The 22,102-nt window shown below is 59.6% G+C and carries 18 protein-coding genes and 1 pseudogene; 15 read left to right on the top strand and 4 right to left on the bottom strand.

Annotation, left to right across the window (positions count from 1 at the left end; all coding sequences use genetic code 11):
• Position 1: 1 nt before the first annotated feature.
• From ACZ9BE_RS24025 to tssI, 4 genes are read right to left on the bottom strand one after another with little or no spacing between them, the layout of a single operon-like run.
• Positions 2 to 2,332: a lipase family protein gene (locus ACZ9BE_RS24025; protein ID WP_353187228.1), complete on the bottom strand. Its 2,331-nt coding sequence runs from the start codon at positions 2,330 to 2,332 to the stop codon at positions 2 to 4.
• Positions 2,329 to 3,120 (bottom strand): hypothetical protein, encoded by a 792-nt coding sequence (locus ACZ9BE_RS24020; RefSeq protein WP_095181219.1) that lies wholly within the window; start codon positions 3,118 to 3,120, stop codon positions 2,329 to 2,331. The genes ACZ9BE_RS24025 and ACZ9BE_RS24020 overlap by 4 nt, the downstream gene beginning before the upstream one ends.
• Positions 3,117 to 3,965, bottom strand: a complete 849-nt coding sequence (locus ACZ9BE_RS24015; protein WP_095181220.1) for a DUF4123 domain-containing protein — start codon at positions 3,963 to 3,965, stop codon at positions 3,117 to 3,119. The genes ACZ9BE_RS24020 and ACZ9BE_RS24015 overlap by 4 nt, the downstream gene beginning before the upstream one ends.
• Positions 3,962 to 5,986: a type VI secretion system tip protein TssI/VgrG gene (gene tssI / locus ACZ9BE_RS24010; protein WP_460142514.1), complete on the bottom strand. Its 2,025-nt coding sequence runs from the start codon at positions 5,984 to 5,986 to the stop codon at positions 3,962 to 3,964. The genes ACZ9BE_RS24015 and tssI overlap by 4 nt, the downstream gene beginning before the upstream one ends.
• 698 nt (positions 5,987 to 6,684) lie before the next feature.
• Here tssI and tssA point away from each other — a divergent pair.
• The 15 genes and pseudogenes from tssA to tssJ all read left to right on the top strand — a co-directional run bounded on the left by tssA (position 6,685) and on the right by tssJ (position 22,101).
• On the top strand, positions 6,685 to 8,247 hold the full coding sequence (gene tssA, locus ACZ9BE_RS24005) for a type VI secretion system protein TssA (RefSeq protein WP_056790892.1): 1,563 nt from the start codon (positions 6,685 to 6,687) through the stop codon (positions 8,245 to 8,247).
• A gap of 32 nt (positions 8,248 to 8,279) precedes the next feature.
• Positions 8,280 to 8,783 (top strand): type VI secretion system contractile sheath small subunit, encoded by a 504-nt coding sequence (tssB, locus tag ACZ9BE_RS24000; RefSeq protein WP_016772498.1) that lies wholly within the window; start codon positions 8,280 to 8,282, stop codon positions 8,781 to 8,783.
• A gap of 28 nt (positions 8,784 to 8,811) precedes the next feature.
• Entirely contained in the window at positions 8,812 to 10,287 is a 1,476-nt protein-coding gene (gene tssC / locus ACZ9BE_RS23995) for a type VI secretion system contractile sheath large subunit (protein ID WP_016772499.1), read from the top strand.
• 9 nt (positions 10,288 to 10,296) lie between these two features.
• Complete coding sequence (tssE, locus tag ACZ9BE_RS23990; RefSeq protein WP_476250011.1) at positions 10,297 to 10,704, top strand: type VI secretion system baseplate subunit TssE; 408 nt, start codon at positions 10,297 to 10,299, stop codon at positions 10,702 to 10,704.
• 19 nt (positions 10,705 to 10,723) lie between these two features.
• On the top strand, positions 10,724 to 11,155 hold the full coding sequence (locus ACZ9BE_RS23985) for a hypothetical protein (protein ID WP_476250010.1): 432 nt from the start codon (positions 10,724 to 10,726) through the stop codon (positions 11,153 to 11,155).
• 11 nt (positions 11,156 to 11,166) lie between these two features.
• Positions 11,167 to 11,673 (top strand): PAAR domain-containing protein, encoded by a 507-nt coding sequence (locus tag ACZ9BE_RS23980; protein WP_056790890.1) that lies wholly within the window; start codon positions 11,167 to 11,169, stop codon positions 11,671 to 11,673.
• Between the two features lie 4 nt (positions 11,674 to 11,677).
• Positions 11,678 to 12,529 carry a hypothetical protein gene (locus tag ACZ9BE_RS23975; protein WP_095181221.1) on the top strand — a complete coding sequence of 284 codons (852 nt, stop codon included), beginning with the start codon at positions 11,678 to 11,680 and terminating at the stop codon, positions 12,527 to 12,529.
• Positions 12,526 to 12,903, top strand: coding sequence for a hypothetical protein (locus tag ACZ9BE_RS23970; protein ID WP_056790885.1), 378 nt, complete (start codon positions 12,526 to 12,528; stop codon positions 12,901 to 12,903). Before ACZ9BE_RS23975 ends, ACZ9BE_RS23970 begins: the two co-directional genes overlap by 4 nt.
• A gap of 79 nt (positions 12,904 to 12,982) precedes the next feature.
• Entirely contained in the window at positions 12,983 to 14,770 is a 1,788-nt protein-coding gene (gene tssF, locus ACZ9BE_RS23965; RefSeq protein ID WP_056790882.1) for a type VI secretion system baseplate subunit TssF, read from the top strand.
• Entirely contained in the window at positions 14,734 to 15,741 is a 1,008-nt protein-coding gene (gene tssG / locus ACZ9BE_RS23960) for a type VI secretion system baseplate subunit TssG (protein ID WP_056790879.1), read from the top strand. Before tssF ends, tssG begins: the two co-directional genes overlap by 37 nt.
• Before the next feature lie 11 nt (positions 15,742 to 15,752).
• Positions 15,753 to 18,411 (top strand): annotated as a pseudogene (gene tssH / locus ACZ9BE_RS23955) (type VI secretion system ATPase TssH).
• Positions 18,412 to 18,421: 10 nt separating this feature from the next.
• Positions 18,422 to 19,942, top strand: coding sequence for a sigma-54 interaction domain-containing protein (locus ACZ9BE_RS23950; protein ID WP_056790872.1), 1,521 nt, complete (start codon positions 18,422 to 18,424; stop codon positions 19,940 to 19,942).
• A gap of 297 nt (positions 19,943 to 20,239) precedes the next feature.
• Positions 20,240 to 20,380, top strand: a complete 141-nt coding sequence (locus ACZ9BE_RS23945) for a hypothetical protein (protein ID WP_003229566.1) — start codon at positions 20,240 to 20,242, stop codon at positions 20,378 to 20,380.
• A gap of 18 nt (positions 20,381 to 20,398) precedes the next feature.
• Positions 20,399 to 21,595, top strand: a complete 1,197-nt coding sequence (tagH, locus tag ACZ9BE_RS23940; RefSeq protein WP_016772508.1) for a type VI secretion system-associated FHA domain protein TagH — start codon at positions 20,399 to 20,401, stop codon at positions 21,593 to 21,595.
• A 5-nt stretch (positions 21,596 to 21,600) separates the two neighbouring features.
• The gene (tssJ, locus tag ACZ9BE_RS23935) at positions 21,601 to 22,101 is read left to right on the top strand and encodes a type VI secretion system lipoprotein TssJ (RefSeq protein WP_016772509.1); all 501 of its coding nucleotides are present in this window, start codon (positions 21,601 to 21,603) and stop codon (positions 22,099 to 22,101) included.
• Position 22,102: the final 1 nt, after the last annotated feature.

Genomic DNA, 22,102 nt, shown 5'->3' with positions numbered 1-22,102 from the left:
GTTAAATGAACGAATCAATATCCAGCCGAAACGGCGCGCCAACCGCATGCCCTCCGGTCATCGCGGCGATAGCGGCATCGTGGTCTTCAGCGGCTGGCGGGATCATCGCCAGTTGCTCCTGAACCAGGTTTTCAGGATGGGCGTTCCAGCGCAGCAGACCTTCCTCGACCCATTCGGGCTGGTCGGCATAGCTGCCGTAAACGTCGACCTCGGTGACCCGTTGACTGCGCAGCGCTGTCAGGCGGGCCATGGTCATGCTGATCTTGTCTATTTCCTGATTGAGCATCAGCGTCTTGTGCGCGCGCTCCTGCTCTCGCACGTAAGAACGGTGGTTGTTTTGCAGATCGCGCTTAACGGCCCGCAGCTGTTGCTGAATATTCTCCAGGGCGCTGCTGATCCATTCGTATTCGCGATTGGTCACCAGCGAACGCTTGAGCTGCAGTGCTTCCTGCCAACGGCGCAAGCTGGCCCAGCAGCCGGGGATGTAGCTGCCGACCATTGAGTGGTGACCCCGGTCGAACAACTGCCGCAGAAACGATCCGCGTTCGGGCAAGCCGTTGGTAGCGCGCAGGGCCTTGGCGCAGCCGTGATCGACGATCGTGCTGCAACCCGGCTCCCAGAGAAGGGAGGATCGGTGGTCCTTGTCGAACTCAACGGGCATGAAATGGCGCAAAGCACCGTGATGCCCATAGTCGTCGCCAAAGAAATTGATGATTCCCCAGATCAGCAGGCCGAGGCCGGCGACCGGGTTGAAGCCCAGCACCACGGCGTTGGTTGCGTACATCGGCCCAGGCTTGGCAAAGGTGTTCATCCAGGTCGCCGGCACGCTCGGTACCGGATCGTTCTGATTGACGATGCGGTGATGCACCAGCGATCTGGCGCTTTCGATGAAGGTGGTGTCGCCGGCGCGGGGGGCGCCGTAGGTGTAGAGCACGATTTGCGGGGAGAACTCCAGGTTGCGTCTCAGCATCTCGGACAGGATCAGTGCAACTGCACCGCCCAGACTGTGACCCGTGATCAGCAGCTTTTGCCCGCTGTAGAATTTTTCCAGATAAGTCACGATAAATGGATAAGCCGCCAAAGCGCCACCGTAGAAACCGCGGTGCACTTTGCCTTCGCCTTCGGCAAAGGGAACCTGATAGGCATCGCCGTCACGCCGGCCGTCGGGCCAGATCTCACTGGTACCGCGTACGCTGATCAGGATCAGTTCGTCGTGGTGGCAGATGAAAGCCTGAGTGTCCGTGCTTTCGACCTGTTTGCGATCATCGAAAAAATGCAGTCTGGCGGGGTGTTCTTGTTGATTCCCTAACGCGGGGTCATTCACTTCGGGGTAAAGATTCGGGTCAAACGGCACCACTTCCAGGCGTTTCGAATACGGCACGTCTTCATACAGTGGATAGTATTTCTGCGATTGTGAGTCATCGACCTTCCACAACTCATCGAACTGCGGCAGCGCGTGGCCGAACCAGTTGCCGCTGCTGGGCTGTAGCGGAAAGCTTACCGTGTCGGTCTGCACCGGTTGAGTGTTGGGTTCCTGTCCGAAATCGGTGTAGCTCAGCGTCGCCATCACCGACAGCTGATAAAGGTTGAGCGCGCAGAACGCGTCGCCTGTCGACAGCATTGGCCGTAGCGCTCTCATCGGCCGTACTTCCAGCACATGGTGTTTGTTCGGCAGCAGTGCGACGCCCTTGGGCGGCGGCGGGGAAAACCCCAACTCGACGGTGGCCATCTCCGCCGCACTCAAGATGGTGTGCAGTCCGCCATCCGCAGAAGTTTTATCGACGACCGTGAAGTCTCTGGACTTCGCAGCGGGGCGCATGAGCTTGTGCGCCGCCCTCTTCGGAGCGTCGCGACGAGCAGCCAGCGGCGGCAAGTGGGCGATGTATTTTACCAGTTCACTGACTTCGACCTGGCAGTACGCATCGGTTTCGGACAGGTCCTTGGCGGGGTTGGCCTGGGTGCGAGTGCCTGTTTTGTGGAAGAAGCGGGTTTTTTCGGCGCGGACTTGGAGTTCGGTGATGGGGAGAGGGTAGTGCGGTCGTTCCTTCAGTCGCGCATATACTTCCTCTTTACCCTGATAAAACTGACTGAGCTTCAGGGTTACGGGACCGCAGTAATGATCAAGAACTTTTCCGGAGCCCGAGGAATCCAGTTTGCCGGTATAAACAATATCTTCGTAATCGACGGCTTCGTAGGTCAAACCGGCGTAGGGTTTGCCATCACCGAACTCGTCCACCAATTGAAAACTTGTGGCTTGTCCGCGTCTTGGGCAGGCGTGGATGTTGCCTTGCATAAAGGCCGCAATGCCGGAATCTGTCGGCTCAATGCTCATGGGGTCTGATCCTTGTTTTCAGTGCAATCGGGGTAAATAGTGCAGATGCGCTCGTCTACCATCCTGAATGTGCTGAAGTCTTTGTAATTGCCGAAACAGAACGCATCCTGATCCTCAAAGGCTTTCCCCATGCAGCGCTTCCATCCGCCGGGCACTTTTACCCACGTGTCACCAAAAGCGGGCTTTTCCCGCTCAGATAATTGGATTTTCAGAGTCACCGTTTTTCCAGAAAGCTGAGTCAGCGTGTACGCCGTGAAAGGACGGCTCCGCCCGACATTGCCCTGTGCATCCATTTTTTTGCAGGTCAGCAGTTTGATCAGATAACGCTTCGGGCCCACCGTGCGAAAAGACCACATGCACTCACCAAAGAACTCAGCTGTCTCGTCATCTCTGAAACTACCCATCTGTCGTTCCAGCAACTCCGGACGTACAGCAATCGAGGCGTAGTCATAGCTGAAGTTGCTTCGCCCTGAACCATAAATACCGATGACCTTGATCTCGATGTAATTCAGCGCCAGCGGACATTCGCTTACGGTTCTGTACAGCGGGATCTCGGAAGTCCCTTGGTACTTCATATTGGTTTTGTTGTATCCCAGCTGAGTGTTTCTCCCGCCAGGCACGGTGCATGTTTGGCCCTTGGCCGGAACATAGGTGGCCGTCAGGTCGTACTTGAATCCAGGTGGAAAATCCGGAACAAACATAAAGGTGTTCGGGGTCTTCACCGTCGTACAACCCACCAGCAATCCCAGGCAACCACTCAGCAGCAACCCTCGTTTCAAGTTCCTCATCGACCTACCTCTCCCTGCCAATACAACGCTTCCTGATATACCCGCTCAAAATGCATCGCCGGATCTTCACCGGGTTTGGGCAGCCATGATTTGCCTGGCCGATATCCCGGTAACTGCAAACTGCGGGTCAGCAAGAAATGCACGTGCTCCGGTTGTTGCCAGCCCCACAGGTGCGTCAGTTGAATCAGGCCCCACAACCATTCATCGACGTCCAGTTGTTCGGCCAGCTCGGCCATGGCTTCGGTGTGTTCGCCGACCAGGTAACGGCGGGTGTTGTCGAACAGCACGTTGGCGTAGATCAGTTCCGGGGTCGGCGTGTGCAGCCACGGCGGATCCATCGGCAGCGGGTGGTGGCCGGGGTCCGGGTTGTCGATGGCGTTCCATCGTTCTGCGTGCCAATAGCAAACGCTGTTGAATGGCCCGAGAAACGCCGCGCGGTGCTCGGGTTGCAGGTGCGCCAGCGCACGTCCCAGAACCCGGTTGTCATGCACGCGGTACACCGCCTGATTCGGACGTTCGCCGGTTATCAGGCGATCGCGCCAATGCGCCGCCAGCAGATCAAGTTCGACGTGACGGGCACTGGCCAGCCAGCCCCAATTGCGCTCGGGCGTGGCGAGCAAGGTCTGGATCGCGGGATGCTGCGCCGTATCGATCTGCAACAGCAGCGGGCCGGTCGGCACCAGCGACTCGGCCGGCGTGCCGGTGTAGAGCGGACGAAACCGCTCGGTGCCGAGGTCGCGGGTCAACGCAGCGTGCTCTGCGCTGTGGCCGTCGGTGTCGAGCATCAGATACAGATCGCAGCCGGCGCGGGACTGAGCGTGCAACCATTGTTCGACCGGGCTCATGCGACTTCTCCCAGCTCGCACAGACCCGCTGCGCAGGCTTCGCACAGCGGGCAAAAATCCGCTGCCTGCTGGCGGGCGCTGTTGACGATCGACAGCGGCGTGGCGTTGATCGCAGCTGGCAGGCCGGCCTCAACTTGCAGCGGTTGTAGCGGTGCGAGAGCCGGCAGTGGCGCGCCGCCCTGAACGATGGGCACGCTGCTGAAAATCCCGCCGGCATTGATCACGATGTGATGACCGCCCGCTGACAGCGTCAGGCTCATGCCGGCATCGATCACCACGTTGCTTGCCGTGACATGCGCCTGCTGGCCGGCCTGGATCACCAGAGCGCCCAGGGTCTGGCTGCTGGTACCGCTGACCTGCAACAAGTCATCGGCGTTGATTACTGTGCTGCGCAGTCCTTGATGAGTGCGCGAATCCTTGCCCTCGATGAGACTGGTGCTGTCATTGCCGACATGCTCATGGCGGTCGCGAGTGATCAGGCTGCGGCTGTCGTTGAGGATCAGTTGCTCGAGGTCGCGCTGCGCGCGCAGGTAGATCTTCTCCTGCCCGGCGCGATCCTCGATCGACAGTTCGTTGTAGCCGCCATTGCGCGGTGAGCTCTGGCTGCGTAATACCGTGCGGGTTTTACTCGCCGACAAGGGATGGGCGACGGCATTGACCTTGTTGGCGACGCAGCCGGTAATCAGCGGTTGGTCCGGGTCGCCTTCCTGGAAGGTCACGACCACTTCCATGTCGACCCGGGGAATGGTCACCGCACCGAATCCGTCACCTGCCCAACTGGACGCTACGCGTAACCAGCAGCTGCTTTTTTCGCTGTTGCGTTCAGCGCGATCCCAGGGAAACTCGACACGAACCCTGCCGTATTCATCACAGAAGATCTCCTCTCCGGGAGGCCCGGTAACGCGCGCGGTCTGGCAGACCAGCAAGGGTCTTGGCGCGGGCAAAGGCGGACGGTAAACCACCTCTGCGGGAATGGCCCTGAAGGTATTGCGGTAGCCCTGGGAAAAACCATCGGCAGGATTCGCCTCGCTGCTGAAAGCCTCTTCGAGTACTGCCGGTTGCTTGCCTTCGTGACTGAGACTGACCAACAGCCACAACTCGTTGCAGTCGGCCCTGGGATGTTCGCTCAGCTTGAACAGGTGACCGCTGCGCAAAATCGGCTGATTGCTTTTGCCTTCAATCCATTGATAGTCGCTGCGATGGCGCTCCAAGGCCTGACGCGCCAGCTGTTTGCCGTGCTTCTCGGACTTGATCAGCAGTGGATAGCGATAGTCCTCCAGAGCCGGCGTGAACTCGGCGGTGAAGCGGCTTTCCAGCAGCAGGCTTGGGCGCATGAGGTCATAGTCGCGGCGGGTGACCGTGCTGGTACGGGTGTTGAAGCCCATGCTCAGGTGGTTGACCACCGGGTGTTCGGCGACCATGCCGCTATCCACCCGAAAGGCTGTCGTACCCAATTTGCGCGCGAACACCGGGCTGTCGCTGAACACCAGCAAGTGCCTGTCGAGCGAATGCTGGTGGTGCCAGGCAATACCCTCTTCGGCGCACAGGCGCTGAATGAACAGGAAGTCGCTTTCGCCGTATTGCGTGCAGTACTCACGAGGCTCACCGGCGGCGACATTGAACGTGAAGTCATCGGCCTGGATGCCATGGCCTTTGAGGACTTGCGCGATGATCTGCGGCACTGTCAGTTGCTGAAAAATCCGCTGGTCGTGGCTCATTTGCAGATAATGCAGCGCCGGTACCAGTGACAGCTCATAGCGGGTCAGGCGCTTTCCCGATTCGCCGAGCATGACATTTTCGATCCGCCCGTGAATGCCTTCGCCCGCTAACCCGAATTGCAGAAAAGCAGGCTGGCTGAGCAGGCTTTCCAGATCGAAATCCGCGTACTCGCTCACCAGCTCGATGCGAAATGCGTACAGCTGACTGATCGCTTCGGTGCCAGTGAACGCGAGCACCTTGAAGTCGTGACGAATGGCCGGGATATGCAGTGAGAATGGCGCGCAGTGGCCTTTGCCGAACATGGGCTTGTCCTTAAGCAAAGTGAGTCAACGCGCGATACCGTCCTCCCTGATCGCCGCGCATGAAAAGTTGCCAAGGCAAGCTAGCGGCGCGGCAAACTAATTGATGTAAGAAGTATCCCTGAAATTTGTCAGAGTATTCCGGTGTGGAAGTCTTGGTTGGGATGCGAGAAGTGTCTGTAGGACGCGGCTCGGATAACTATCGAAGTGCCAGTATTTGCCGGGGGAGTAAAGTTTCAGAATAATGAAATGCCATCATTATAGTGGCACTTTTTGCATTGATCGTTGTCGCTGCAAACTTCTCGATGGAACCCGGTCATTTTAGGAAGTGTCCTACTTCTATTTTTTTTTGAATTTGGCATGCTGCACGCCGCTCGAGGGTGCGGGCGTCAGGTAAACTCGCCCGGCTGCGGCCGAGGCTCTGGGACAATGGTTTGGCGGGAGCCGGGAAAATGCGCTGATTTATAAACGGCATCAGGGAAACCCCTGCGACATATAGGGCGATCTCCTACAGATCGCAATGAACAGTTCGTCTTGTTGTTTAATCAGATGCTTGCTAGTGGCCATCATAGTGATTACGATGCGCCCACTTGAAAGAGCACATCTCAATTGGATGAGTCGCTGAACTGCTCTTCGATACTGTCCCGCGTTGCTGAAACTCCATTCGCGCGCATGACTGTAATCCTTAATAAAGGCCATGGATGTCCTACTCAAGCAAACTTTCCGCCCATTACCTCGAACTCGCAAAAGTCTCTGTTTCCAAAGAGAATTTCGCGGGCGAAGACGTTCGTTTTTCGAGCGAGTTCGAGGCGCTGGAAAGTGAGCTGGCCAAGGCTTCGTCGATGCACGAAAGCGGGCAGATCGACTGGCTGAAAATCCGCGAAAACAGTGAAAATCTGCTGCGTACCCAATCCAAGGATCTGCGTGTCGGCGCCTGGCTGACGTGGTCGCTGTACCAGCGCGAATCCTTCCCCGGGCTGCTTGCCGGCCTCGGTCTGCTGCACCATCTGTCGGAAAACAACTGGGCCGACGTCCACCCGCTCAAACCCCGCACCCGTGCCGCCGCGATCGGCTGGCTGGTGCCGCGTCTCGAGCAGGTCATCACCGAAAACATTGCGATCAAAGAGCAGTTGCCGATGTTCCGGCAGCTCTCTGAGCACCTGGCCGGTCTTGAGGCCGCGTGCACTGAACATCTGGGCGATGACGCGCCACTGCTGCTGCCGATCTCCCGCCGCCTGAAAACCATGATTCAGCGCGCCGCCGACAACCAGCCGGCGCCCGGCGTGGTGGGCGCGGCGGTGGCGCAGGTCAAGCAGGCCGCGACCCAGCTGCTCACTCCTGGCGCACCGATCGACAACGAGCGGGATGCGCACAAAGCCCTGCGCGCCCAGCAGGACAGCGCCCGGCCGTTGTGTGCCTGGTGGCTCAAGCAGAAGGCTACCGATCTGCGTGCCCTGCGCCTCAATCGCACGCTGCTGTGGATGACCATCGACGCCGTGCCCGAGCGCAACGCCGAGCAGATCACCGTGCTGCGCGGCCTGCCGCTGGAAAAACTCAAGCTCTATCAGGACCGTTTCGATCAGGGCAAATACGCCGACCTGCTGGTGGAACTGGAGGCGAGCCTGGCGAAGGCGCCGTTCTGGTTCGATGGCCAGAGGATGGTCTGGGAATGTCTCCAGAACCTCAACGCCGAGCTGGCCATGCGCGAAGTGGAAATCCACTTCGCGCTTTTGATTCAGCGCCTGCCGGGCATCATCGAGTTGCGCTTCCATGACGGCGCGCCGTTTGCCGATCCGTCCACCCGGGCGTGGATCGCCGCCAATGTCATGCCGCACCTGCAAAGCGCCAGCGCGCCGCGCAAGGTCGAAAGCGAGAACGTCGAAACCCAGCCGGCCTGGGAAAAAGCCCTCGAGGAAGTCCAGCCGATTCTGCGCAAGGAAGGCTTGAAGCCGGCCGTGCAGATTCTCAAGCAGGGTCTGCAATCGGCCCACGGTGGCCGCGAACGCTTCTTCTGGCAGTTCACCCTCGCGCGGCTGTGTTTCCTGGCCAAGAAATACGAACTGGCCAAGAACCAGCTCGAAACCCTCGATCAGACATTACAGGACTCAGGCCTGCACGCCTGGGAGCCCGATCTTGCATTGCAAGTGCTGCACCTGCTGCACAGTTGCTGCGAGTTGTTGCCGCAGAACCACGCCGTACGTGAAAGCAAGGAAGAGATTTATCGCAGGCTGTGCCACCTCGACCTCGAAGTGGTACTCGAATAGGCCCCAGGGCCACAACCGCAAGGAGAAAAGCCATGGCCAAAGAAGGCTCGGTAGCCCCCAAGGAACGCATCAACGTCACCTTCAAACCCGCCACCGGCGGAGCTCAGGAAGAGATTGAACTGCCGCTGAAGCTGCTGGCAATCGGTGACTACACCCACCGCAAGGACGATCGCAAAATCGAAGATCGCAAGCCGATCAGCATCGACAAGATGACCTTCGACGAAGTGTTGGCCAAGCAAGAGCTGGGTCTGACGCTGAGCGTGCCGAACCGTCTGCAGGAAGATGGCGAGGCTGAAGAGCTGGCCGTGCAATTGCGCGTCAATTCGATGAAGGACTTCAACCCGGCCAGCCTGGTCGAGCAAGTGCCTGAGCTGAAAAAACTGATGGAACTGCGCGATGCGCTGGTGGCCCTCAAAGGCCCGCTGGGTAACGCACCTGCGTTCCGTAAAGCGATCGAAGGCGTGCTCGCCGACGACGAATCCCGCGGTCGCGTACTCGGTGAGCTGGGCCTGAACGCCGCAGCCCCGGACGCCTGAGACTCCAGTAGCCAAGGAAGCCAACACAATGAGCACTAGCGCAGCACAAGAGAAGAGCGCCGCCAGCGGCGAATACAGCATTCTCGACAGCATCATCGCCGAAACCCGTCTGACCCCGGACGACGAAGCCTACGACATCGCCAAGCGTGGCGTGTCGGCGTTCATCGAAGAGCTGCTCAAGCCGCAGAACAACGGTGAGCCGGTCAAGAAAGCCATGGTTGACCGCATGATCGCCGAGATCGATGCCAAGCTCAGCCGTCAGATGGACGAGATCCTGCACCACCCGGATTTCCAGGCGCTGGAATCGTCGTGGCGTGGTCTGCAGTTGCTGGTCGACCGCACCAACTTCCGCGAAAACATCAAGATCGAAATCCTCAACGTCTCCAAAGAAGACCTGCTGGACGATTTCGAAGATTCGCCGGAAGTCATGCAGTCGGGCCTGTACAAGCACATCTACACCGCTGAATACGGCCAGTTCGGTGGTCAGCCAGTGGGCGCCATCATCGCCAACTACTACATGTCGCCAAGCTCGCCAGACGTCAAGCTGATGCAGTACGTGGCCAGCGTTTCGTGCATGTCCCACGCGCCGTTCATCGCTGCCGCCGGCCCGAAATTCTTCGGTCTGGAAAGCTTCACCGGCCTGCCGGATCTGAAAGACCTGAAAGATCACTTCGAAGGCCCGCAATTCGCCAAATGGCAGAGCTTCCGTACCTCGGAAGACTCGCGCTACGTTGGCCTGACCGTGCCGCGTTTCCTGCTGCGTAACCCGTACGATCCGGAAGAAAACCCGGTGAAATCGTTCGTGTACAAGGAAACCGTTGCCAACAGCCACGAGCACTACCTGTGGGGCAACACCGCTTACGCGTTCGGCACCAAGCTGACCGACAGCTTCGCCAAATTCCGCTGGTGCCCGAACATCATCGGCCCACAGAGCGGTGGCGCGGTTGAAGACCTGCCGTTGCACCACTTCGAAAGCATGGGCGAAATCGAAACCAAGATCCCTACCGAGGTATTGGTTTCCGACCGTCGTGAATACGAACTGGCCGAGGAAGGCTTCATCTCCCTGACCATGCGCAAAGGCTCCGACAACGCGGCGTTCTTCTCCGCCAGCTCGGTGCAGAAGCCGAAGTTCTTCGGCATCAGCGCAGAAGGCAAGGCGGCAGAGCTGAACTACAAGCTCGGCACCCAACTGCCGTACATGATGATCGTCAACCGTCTGGCTCACTACTTGAAAGTGCTGCAGCGCGAGCAACTCGGTTCGTGGAAAGAGCGTACCGACCTCGAGCTGGAACTGAACAAGTGGATCCGTCAGTACGTTGCCGACCAGGAAAACCCGAGCGCCGAAGTGCGTGGCCGTCGTCCGCTGCGCGCTGCGCAAGTGATCGTCAGCGACGTTGAAGGCGAGCCGGGCTGGTACCGCGTGAGCTTGAACGTGCGTCCGCACTTCAAGTACATGGGTGCCGATTTCACCCTGTCGCTGGTTGGCAAGCTGGACAAAGAGTAAGAGCGACTCATGGACGGATACGGCAGCCTGTTCGAACGCCTCAACGGCGACGCACAACTACGCAAGGGCAACAGCCTTGAGGCTTGCGCCATGGCGTCAGTGGCTGCCCATCTGGCCAAAATGCTCAGCACCCGGGCCGGCAGCGTGCAAACGCTGGCCGACTACGGGTTGCCCGATCTCAATGACATGCGCCTGAGCCTGCACGACTCGCTGAGTCAGGCCCGTCTGGCTATCGAAAACTTCATCGAAGCCTACGAGCCACGCCTGAGCAACGTGCGTGTCATTTCCCTGCCGCGTGACCACGATCAACTGCGCCTGGCCTTCAGTATCGAAGGCGTGCTGGAAGTCGAGGGTTTCAAGCGTCAGGTCAGTTTCTCCGCGCGCCTGGATGGCAGCGGTCAAGTCAAGGTGAATTAGGACCATGCGAGAGAGCGCCGTGAATCAAGGTGTTTTGCCAAAGTTGGGACGGAGCGTGTTGCTCTTTCTGGTTCTAACCGCCACTGCCCTGATTTCAGTTGCCTGTTACGTGAAAACGACGGCAGCACGGCTGGCCGACGAGTACTCGATTGTCTGGAGTGACAATGGAACGTGCTCCCTCGGCTCCTACATTCCGCAGTACTCAGCCATTGGCATACCCGGAAAGCTGTTCAAGCTGTTCGCCAGCGAAGCCTTTTTCCGCGTTTACGCAAAAGACGGCACGCTGTTGAAATCGTCCGAATGGTTGCTTTGGCAGAACGAGTTCACTTTCGATGAACGTTCGCAGTGGGTATCCGGCCATGCGATTTATCCGACAGCGACCGGTTACGAGGGCTGGAATATTCCAGCGTGTGGACAGGAAATAAACAGTCGTCAAGTGAAGGTCAACTAAGGAGATCCCCGATGTCTGGCAAACCCGCAGCACGCGTATCCGACCCCACCGCTTGCCCGCTCCCCGGCCACGGTACCAACCCGATCGCCGCCGGTTCCGGCGACGTGTTTTTCGATGGCCTCGCGGCCGCCCGCCAAGGCGATGCCTCGGCGTGTGGTGGTGCGCTGTCGGGCGGCTTGGCGACCACTGTTCTGATCAACGGCAAACCGGCTGCGACAGTAGGTTCGGTTGGATCTCACGGCAACAAGGTCACGGCTGGGTCCGGGACGGTGATTATTGGCAATTCGCATACGCCAGCGCCGTTTGTGCCGCCAGAGCCTGTTGTTATTCCCGGAGTCTTTAACCGTGTTTTTTCCTTCCATGCAGCGGATGGACAGCCCGTCGAGAACTTGAATTACAGAATGGTTTCTGAGAGTGGATTAGAAAAAGCAGGACGTTCATCGGCGGCCGGTGGCACGGGATGTTTCTCGACGGGTAAACAAGGCGAGATGGTTACCATCTACGTGTCGGCGGAGTAAGCACGTGGAAACCTCTATTGTTATCGATGGCATCGCACATATTTTCGAGACCTCCGATGGTAAAACGGAGTTGAAAATTGAAGGCGAAACTACGCCTAGCGAGGATAAAGAGCCGAAAAAGCTTCCTTTGCCAAGTATGTGGCTGATAACTAGAGGCAATGGCGTGCCTCTCTTCGCGGTAAAGCCGAATGCGACAGATGCACAGTTCAGAATCATGACGGCCGAAAAACTGTATGCGGAAGCCATTCAGTGGTTTGAGCCGTTAGCTGATAATTATCGGGAAAAATCTTGGATAAATCCCGAGTCCAAAGTCGCTGGCACCGATGCATACAATGCATATAAACAATTTACTTGGGCGGAAATTGCCAAGTTTGCAGCTGTTGACAGAATGTCGATTAGCTTCGCCGCTAAAATGCCGGGTGATTGGAAAAACAGTCCGGAGGGCGGTTCTGGATTCTTGTTGGTCATGATCGAGGGCGAACCTTACTGGGCTGACGGTGTAGGGCAAATACCATTCGCTACCGATACATACCGGTTATATCTGGAGGAAACCAAGTCCGTGGAAACGGCTATCAAGAAAACCGTTGAAACCGGCATGGAGTATGGCGATGGTCTTCCTATATTTCCGAAGGAGGACAAAACCAATGAATACGATAACTACATGGTGCTGCGCGGTGCTTTGTGGGCCTCCGAGAACTTTGATCTACGTACGGAAACGGTAAAAGTATTTGTGGGGCGAATGGGCTATCGCGAGAAAGTAATTACGAGCACGGTTTATCTCGGCGTTTCCGACCAGAAGTTGAAAAGCTTCATTACGCAGGGCTCTGTAGATACGTACGGAGAGTGGAAGAGATGATGACGAGAATAGCTGGGAGCTTGCTCGTCCATTTTTTTACCTGCGTAATTTACGTCGTTGTTAATTACTATGGTGTTTCTCTCTATAAATTTTTATTCGGCGGGTTAACGTCCCGTGGTGCTTCCATTGGAATTGCCATGTATATGGTTTTTTACTTATTCATTTTTGTTAATTTGCTCGTTGCTGTAATTCCGAATCGACGTTTTAAGTTGTGTGTTGTGTTTTTTATGGTGGCCTTGATATTGGTTTATCTGCTGCCGCTTTATCCCGTTCGAGCGTTGGCCTATATCGTTCTAACAGGCGGACTTACTACGCTGGCGATATTGGTGGCCGGCAAGTTTGAAAGGTTTTTGTTGGCCCGGGGTGCGAAATGATTTTTTTCGTTTTCCGCTATTAGTGCTTTTGGTCGATTAATTTTTCAAATCAAACGAATCAATACCCAGGCAGCCAGAAATGTCCTTTAACCACTACTACCAAAGCGAACTCACCGCACTGCGCCAGCTCGGTCGCCGTTTCGCCGAGCGTAGTCCGGCGCTGGCGCCGTATCTGGGGCAGGCCGGGCGGGATCCGGATGTAGAGCGGTTGCTCGAAGGCTTTGCATTCCTCACCGGGCGCCTGCGCCAGAAGCTCGATGACGAACTGCCGGAGCTCAGCCATTCGCTGATGCAGTTGCTGTGGCCGAACTACATGCGCCCGCTGCCGGCGTTCAGCATTCTGCAGTTTGATCCGCTCAAGCGTTCCGGCCCGGCGCTGCTGGTTGAGCGCGATACGCCGATCGAGAGCAAGCCGATAGAAGACGTGCGCTGCCGCTTCCGCACCTGCTATCCGACCGAAGTCTTGCCGCTGGATCTTGCCGCGCTGAATTACTCGGTGAAGGGCGACGGTTCGCTGCTCAGCCTGCGTCTGGAAATGAGCGCCGACGGCCACCTCGGCGAACTGGAACTGAGCAAGCTGCGCCTGCACTTTGCCGGTGAGCGTTACATCAGCCAGATGCTGTATCTGAGCCTGCTGCGCAACCTCGAAGGCATCGAGCTGATCCCGCTCGACGCCGCCGGCAAGCCGATTGATGGCGTCAGCGGCAAGCCGATGGCGTTCAAGATTCCCGGTGATCGGGTCAAACCAGTGGGCTTTGCCGAAGAAGAAGCGTTGATTCCGTATCCGCTGAACACCTTCCGTGGCTATCGCTACCTGCAGGAATATTTCGCCTTCCAGGACAAGTTCCTGTTCGTCGACGTCAACGGTCTGGACATTCTCAAGGCGCTGCCGGAAGACACGCTCAAGCAGATGCGTGGTCTCGAACTGCGCTTCGACATCCGCAAGAGCGGCATCATGCGCATGCGCCCGACCCTCGATAACGTGAAGCTGTTCTGCACGCCGATCGTCAATCTGTTCGAGCACGACGCGCTGCCGATCCGTCTCGATGGCAAGCAGGACGAGTACCTGTTGCTACCAGCGGAATACGACCTGGAAAACTGCGGTGTGTTCTCGGTGGAAACCGTCACTGGCTGGAAGCCCGGCGGCCTCGGTTATCAGGAGTACGTGCCGTTCGAATCCTTCGAGCACGACCCGAGTTTCGACGTGCCCAACAGCCGTCCGCATTACAGCATTCGCCAGCGTTCGTCCTTATTGCATGACGGCCTCGACACTTACCTGAGCTTCGGCATCCGCCACACCGAAGCCCACGAAACCCTGTCGATCGAGCTGATGTGCACCAACCAGAACCTGCCGAAAAAGCTCAAGCTCGGCGACATCTGCATGGCCAGCGAGCAGACCCCGGAATTCCTCAGTTTCCGCAACATCACCCCGGCCACTCCGAGTTTCGCGCCACCGCTGAACCGTGACTTCCTGTGGAAGCTGATCAGCAACATGTCGCTTAACTATCTGTCGCTGGCGGACGTCAATGCGTTGAAGGTGATTCTGGAAACCTACGACCTGCCGCGCTACTACGACCAGCACGCGGAAAAGGTCAGTAAGCGCCTGCTCGGCGGCCTCAAGCACATCAAGCATCACCACGTCGACCGCCTGCATCGCGGTCTGCCGGTGCGCGGTTTGCGCACCGAACTGACCATCGACCCGGAAGGCTATATCGGCGAAGGCGACCTGTTCGTCTTCGCTTCGGTTCTCAACGAGTTTTTCGCGCTTTACGCCAGTCTCAATTCATTCCATGAACTGCGGGTAAAAAGCACACAGGGAGAGGTGTACCAATGGACACCACGTATGGGCCTGCAGCCCCTGCTTTAAGCGGGCTGACCAAGGTAATACGCGAGTACTCGCTGTTTCAGGCCGTGCTGCTGGTGATCGACCGGCTGCGCGAGGCACACCCGCATCTGAGCGAAGACGATCTGTACGACCAGGTCGAGTTCCAGGCCAACCCGAGCCTGGGCTTTCCGCGCAGCGACGTCGATCGCGTCGAGTTTTTCGAAGAGCACGGCAAGATGCGCGCGCGCATGCGCTTCAACCTGATCGGCCTGGTCGGCTCCGGTTCGCCGCTGCCAGCGTTCTATGGCGAACAAGCCCTGGGCGACAGCGAGGACGGCAACCCGACGCGCAATTTCCTCGACCTGTTCCACCATCGCCTGCAACGACTGATGCTGCCGATCTGGCGCAAGTACCGCTACCGCGCGAGCTTCCAGAGCGGCGCGATCGACCCGTTCTCGGCGCAACTCTTTGCGCTGATCGGCCTGGGCGGCGACGAGATCCGCAAGGCCAAGGAACTCAACTGGAAACGCCTGCTGCCGTACCTCGGTTTGCTCAGCTTGCGGGCGCACTCGGCGGCGTTGATCGAAGCCGTGCTGCGTTACTACTTCAAGCACGAAGACCTGGTCATCGAGCAGTGCATCGAGCGCCGCGTGGAAATTCTCGACGAGCAGCGCAATCGTTTGGGCCGCGCCAACAGCGTACTCGGCGAAGACCTGGTGCTGGGCGAGCACGTGCGCGACCGCAGCGGCAAATTCCGCATTCACATCACCGAACTCGACTGGCAGCGATTCCATGAATTCCTGCCGATCGGGTTCGGCTACCAGCCGCTCTGCGCGCTGGTGCGGTTCACCTTGCGTGACCCGCTCGATTACGACATCCGCCTGGTCCTGCGCCAGGAAGAAATCCGCGAACTGCGCATCGGTGAGCAGAACGCCTGTCGCCTCGGCTGGACCAGTTGGCTGGGCCGCGAGAAAGCGGACGGCGTGGTGACCCTGGGCAGCAAAATTCATTAAGGACGTGAGCCATGATCAACGTAGACCTGCAACAACTCATCCAGGCGCTGGACGCCGAAACCCGTCGTGATCTGGAACGTTCGGCCGAGCGCTGCGTCGCCCGTGGCGGCAGCAAGATTCTCGTCGAAGACTTGCTGCTGGGCTTGCTCGAGCGTCCGAACGGCTTGCTGTCGCGCGCGTTGCAAGATGCTGACGTCGACGCCGGTGAACTGACCGCTGCATTGCAGTCGCGGGTCGAGCACAGTGCTTCGCGCAACCCGGTGTTCGCCCCGGAACTGGTGCAATGGCTGCAAGACGCGCTGCTGGTGGCCAACCTCGAGCTGGGCCAGACCCAGGTCGAAGACGCCGCGCTGATCCTGGCGTTGCTGCGCAACCCGATGCGTTATGCCGGCAGCCGTTATCAGCCGCTGCTCGCCAAGCTGAACATCGATCGTCTGAAGGAATTTGCCCTGTCGCAACAGGAGCAACCGGCGGCCAACGGCAAACCGGCCGCACAGGGCGAATCGCTGTTGCAGCGCTTCACCCACAACCTGACCCAACAGGCCCGCGACGGCAAACTCGACCCGGTGCTCTGCCGCGATGGCGCGATCCGCCAGATGGTCGACATCCTTGCCCGTCGCGCGCAAGAACAACCCGATCGTCGTCGGTGAGGCCGGTGTCGGTAAGACCGCCATCGTCGAAGGCCTCGCCTCGCGCATCGCTGCTGGTGAAGTGCCGCAGGTGCTCAAAGGCGTTGAATTACTCTCGCTGGACATGGGCCTGTTGCAGGCCGGCGCCAGCGTCAAAGGTGAATTCGAGCGTCGTTTGAAAGGCGTGATTGATGAGGTCAAAGCCTCGCCAAAACCGATCATTCTGTTCATCGACGAAGCTCACACCCTGATCGGCGCGGGCGGCAATGCCGGCGGTTCCGACGCGGCCAACCTGCTGAAACCGGCACTGGCCCGTGGCGAACTGCGCACCATCGCTGCCACCACCTGGGCCGAGTACAAGAAATACTTCGAGAAAGACCCGGCGCTGGCGCGTCGCTTCCAGCCCGTGCAACTGCACGAACCGACTGTCAGCGAAGCGGTGACCATTCTGCGTGGTCTGGCTCAGGTCTACGAGAAGAGCCACGGCATCTACCTGCGCGATGACGCGGTGGTGTCCGCTGCTGAATTGTCCGCGCGTTACCTGGCCGGTCGGCAACTGCCGGACAAGGCTGTAGACGTCCTCGACACCGCGTGCGCCCGCGTGCGCATCAGCCTCGCTGCGGCCCCGGAAAGCCTCGAGCGCCTGCGTGGCGAACTGGCTGAAGGCGGCCGCCAGCGTCAGGCCCTGCGCCGCGATGCCGAGGCCGGTCTGCTGATCGACCACGAAGCGCTGGAGGCGCTGGAAGCGCGGCTGGACGAAGCCGAAAGCGAGATGGTTGCGCTCGAGACCCTGTGGACTGAGCAGAAAGAGCTCGCCGAGCGTCTGCTGGAACTGCGTCAGCAACTGGCCAAGGCCCGCGAGGCTGCAGCTGTTGAGCCGACCGTCAGCGTGGAAGAAGACGCCGAAGGCACCGTGATTGAAACTGTGGTCGCCGAAGTCGAAGAAGGCCAGAGCGTCGAAGCTCTGGAAGCTCAGCTGCATGAAACCCACGCCGCGTTGACTGCCGCGCAAGTCAAAGAACGCCTGGTCAGCTTCGAAGTCTGCCCGCGTCTGGTTGCCGAAGTGATCAGCGCCTGGACCGGCGTGCCGTTGGCGCAACTGGCCCGCGAGCACAACGCCAAGGTCGCCAGTTTCGCCACCGACCTGCGCACACGCATCCGTGGTCAGGAGCAAGCCGTGCACGCGCTGGATCGTTCGATGCGCGCGACCGCTGCCGGTCTGAACAAGCCTGATGCACCGGTCGGCGTGTTCCTGCTGGTCGGCCCGAGCGGCGTCGGCAAAACCGAAACCGCGCTGGCCCTTGCAGACCTGTTGTACGGCGGCGACCGCTTCATCACCACCATCAACATGTCCGAGTTCCAGGAAAAGCACACCGTCTCGCGCCTGATCGGTGCGCCACCGGGCTACGTCGGTTACGGCGAGGGCGGCATGCTCACCGAAGCCGTGCGCCAGAAGCCGTATTCGGTGGTGTTGCTCGATGAAGTCGAGAAGGCTGATCCGGACGTGCTCAACCTGTTCTACCAAATCTTCGACAAAGGCGTGGCCAACGATGGCGAAGGTCGCGAAATCGACTTCCGCAATACGTTGATCCTCATGACCTCCAACCTGGGTAGCGACAAGATCAGCGAACTCTGCGAAGACGGCGCGCGGCCGACCGCCGAAGTGCTCGAAGAAACCATTCGTCCGGTACTCAGCAAACACTTCAAACCGGCGCTGCTGGCGCGGATGAAAGTGGTGCCGTACTACCCGGTGGGCGGCCCGGTGCTGCGCGAGCTGATCGAGATCAAACTCGGCCGTCTCGGCGAGCGCCTGAACCGTCGTCAGTTGGAGTTCAGCTGGTGCCAGAACCTCGTCGATCACCTGTCCGAGCGTTGCACACAAAGCGAAAGCGGCGCGCGCCTGATCGATCATCTGCTCGATCAACACGTGCTGCCGCTGGTGGCCGATCGTTTGCTTGATGCGATGGCGACCGGCGAAAGCCTCAAGCGTGTGCATGCCACGCTCGACGGCAACTCCAGCGTGACCTGCGAGTTCGTCTGAGGTGGGCGTGATGTTCACTCAGGTGCCGCAGCCGCTGGTCTATGCCGAAGCGTTGCTGGCGCAGTTCGCCAGTCTGTCGCGGGCGGCGGACAGTGCTGCGCTGCTGGGTGAATTCGTCCGTGGCCTGGCCGAGCTGAGTGGCTGCGAACTCACTCAGCTGTATCTGCTCGACGCCACCCACACTTGCCTGGGGATGAACGCCGAGTGCCTCGACGGTGCGTTGCAACCGCGTCAGGCGGCGAGCCTGCCAGCGGATTACAACGGCGAGCAACTGCTGCAATTCGCCCTGTGCCAGAACCGCGTGGTGTGCCTCGACGACCTGACCGGCAGCCTGCACGAAACCAGTTTTCTACCGGCGGCGAGCACGCCGTGGCAGTCGCTGTTGTGCGTGCCGCTGGTCAATCAGCACAAGTCGGTCGAGGGCTTGTTGCTGTGTGCCAGCCGTCGGCGTACTGACTTGCAGGGTTTTGCCGATTCCCTCGGCCAGCTCGGCTCGTTCGTGCTCGGCCAACTGCATCTGCTGCAACGCCTGCGTCAGCCAGCCGCCGAATCGGCCACCGCCACACGCAGCGTGCCGAGCATCAGCGGCTACGGCCTGATCGGCAAAAGCGCGGCGATGCGCCAGACCTATTCGCTGATCAGCAAGATCCTTCACAGCCCGTACACCGTGCTGTTGCGTGGCGAGACCGGCACCGGCAAGGAGGTGGTGGCGCGGGCGATCCACGATTGCGGCCCGCGTCGCTCCCAGGCGTTCATCGTGCAGAACTGCGCGGCGTTTCCGGAAAACCTGCTGGAAAGCGAACTGTTCGGCTACCGCAAAGGCGCCTTCACCGGCGCCGATCGAGATCGCGCAGGGCTGTTCGACGCGGCCAATGGCGGCACGTTGCTGCTCGATGAAATCGGCGACATGCCGTTGTCGCTGCAAGCGAAGATTCTGCGCGTGTTGCAGGAAGGCGAGATCCGTCCGCTGGGTTCCAACGACACGCACAAGATCGACGTGCGCATCATCGCCGCAACGCACCGTGATCTGGCGGCACTGGTCAGCGAAGGCAAGTTCCGCGAGGACTTGTACTACCGCCTCGCACAATTCCCGATCGAGCTGCCGGCCCTGCGTCAGCGCGAAGGCGACATCCTCGATCTAGCCCGGCATTTCGCCGAGAAGACCTGCACCTTTCTGCAGCGTGATCCGGTGCGCTGGTCGGATTCGGCGCTGGAGCATCTGTGCGGTTACACCTTCCCCGGCAACGTTCGCGAACTCAAGGCACTGGTCGAGCGCGCGGTGTTGCTCTGCGAGGGTGGCGAGTTGCTCGCCGAGCATTTTTCCCTGCGTCTGGAACCGATGCCCGAAGACAACAGCGGCCTGAATCTGCGCGAACGCCTGGAGCAAGTCGAGCGCACTTTGCTCCTCGATTGTCTGCGCAAGAACGACGGCAACCAGACCCTCGCCGCCCGCGAACTGGGCCTGCCGCGGCGCACGTTGCTGTACCGCCTCGGGCGCCTGAATATCAATTTGGGTGACTTTGATGGTTGAGCTACAGCACTTCTTCGAACCCAACACATACCCTGTGGCGAGGGGATTTATCCCCGTTCGGCTGCGCAGCAGTCGCAGTCCGGTACATACGGTTTCACTGAGAAATCGCGCTGGCAGGTTATGGGGGCGCTGCGCACCCCAACGGGGACAAGTCTCCTCGCCACAGGAGGTCGCCGTACCTCCAGGCTATGGCTCAAGGCCCCGATCTAGAGGCTTCGAGCCCACCTCAAAAACTTATTTCAGCGCCGCCCGCAAGGGTCGGCGCTTTGTGCTTTGTCTACACCTGGAGACCCTCTGATGTCTGTTCGTCACTGGCACGCTGTCCTGCTGACCCTCGTCGTTCTATGCGGCCTTGGCGGCTGTAGCGGCAATTACAAATTCAACGACAACGACTATCGCCCGTTGGGTGATCCGCAAGCGGTCAATCGCGGCAAGTGACCGCAAGGAGCATCAAACATGGAATTGGTTTTCGAAATGCTGAACACCAAGCAGTTCGTGCCCACCGAGCTGTGCCAGCGGACCTTCAAGCAGGCCGGCGGCGTGATCGGGCGCGGCGAGGACTGCGACTGGATCATCCCTGACCGCAAGCGGCACCTGTCCAATCATCACGCGATTGTCAGCTACCGCGAGGGCTCGTTCTTCCTCACCGACACCAGCAGCAACGGTGTCCAGGACGGCAGCAGCGGCGCGCGCCTGCACAAGGGCGAGCCGGTGCGCATCGAGCACGGCAGCACCTACATTCTCGGCGACTTCGAGATCCGTGCGCGGCTGGTCCGTGACCCGGCGACCTTCGACGGCGAAGTCGGCCGCCCGCGCGCCGCTGGCAGCATCATTCCGGACGACGCGTTCCTCGACCTCGACCCGCTCAACGCCCTCGAACAGCAAGAGCGCGTCTACTCGGAAATCGATGAGCTGCTGTCGCCCACCGCCAAGCCGGAAGACTCCCGTCAGCGTGCCGACTACGCGCGCATCGACATGGAAAGCCTGATGGTCCCGGAGCTGATTGCCGCCCCGGTCGAACCTGAGCCGGCGCCTGCACCGAAAGCCGTCGAGCGTCAGAGCGAAGGTTTCTGGGAACACTTCGGCGCGGCGCTGGGCGTCGACGTCAAAGGCCTCAGCCACGACGAACGCGAAGCGCTGGCGCTGAACGCTGCGCGGCTGCTGCGCCAGAGCATCGGTGGTTTGCAGCAGAGCCTGCGCACCCGCTCGGAGCTGAAAAACGAGCTGCGTCTGGCCCAGACCACCGTGCAGGGCACCAACAAGAACCCGCTGAAATTCGCCGTCGACCCGAGCGAAGCACTGCAAATTCTGTTGCAGCCAAGCAAGCCCGGCCATCTGCCGGCCGAGCAGGCGATCTCCCGCGCATTCCGTGATTTGCAGGCGCACCAAGTGGCGCTGCTGACTGCCAGTCGCGCCGCTGTGCGTGGCACCCTGGAGCACTTCTCGCCGGAGCAACTGACCCTGCGTTTCGAGCGCGACAGCAAGCCGTTGATCGCCACGTCGGGCGGGCGCTGGAGAGCGTTCGGCCGCTATCACCAGGCCCTGCGTCAGGACGATGACTGGAGCGAGCGTCTGCTGGCCCGCGACTTTGCCCAGGCCTACGAAGAACAGATCCGCCTGATCTCCACCCTCCACACCGACCACCAAGGATGATGCGCATGTCTCGCCGCTCGACCGCTTTTTTCAAGACGCTGACTGCGCTCACCGTGCTGGTGCTGCTCGCTGGTTGCTCGTCGCTGTCGCCGTACTCGAAAGTGACCAAGATCAACCTCAAGCTGACCGGCAGCGATCAGCTCAATCCGGACCTCAACGGGCGGCCGTCGCCGATCGTCGTGCGCCTGTTCGAACTCAAGCACCCGGTGACCTTCGAGAACGCTGACTTCTTCAGCCTCTACGAACGCGCCAAGGAATCCCTCAACCCGGACCTGGTGGCCAGCGAAGAACTCGAACTGCGCCCGGGTGAAACCGTGGAACTGAAACTCAGCGTGGAGGAGGGCAGCCGTTACGTGGGCATCCTCGCCGCCTATCGCGACCTGCCGGATACCCAGTGGCGCCACACCGTGCAGATCACTCCGCTGGAACTCACCGAGGCTGATCTGACCCTCGATCAGGCCGGTATCCGCAATACCCAACAAGTGCTCGCCAAGGCGGATGACTGAT

Source organism: Pseudomonas sp. TE9122 (assembly GCF_056278925.1).
The sequence above is the reverse complement of the archived record's forward strand: the minus strand, read 5'-3'. Positions and strand labels throughout refer to the sequence as shown.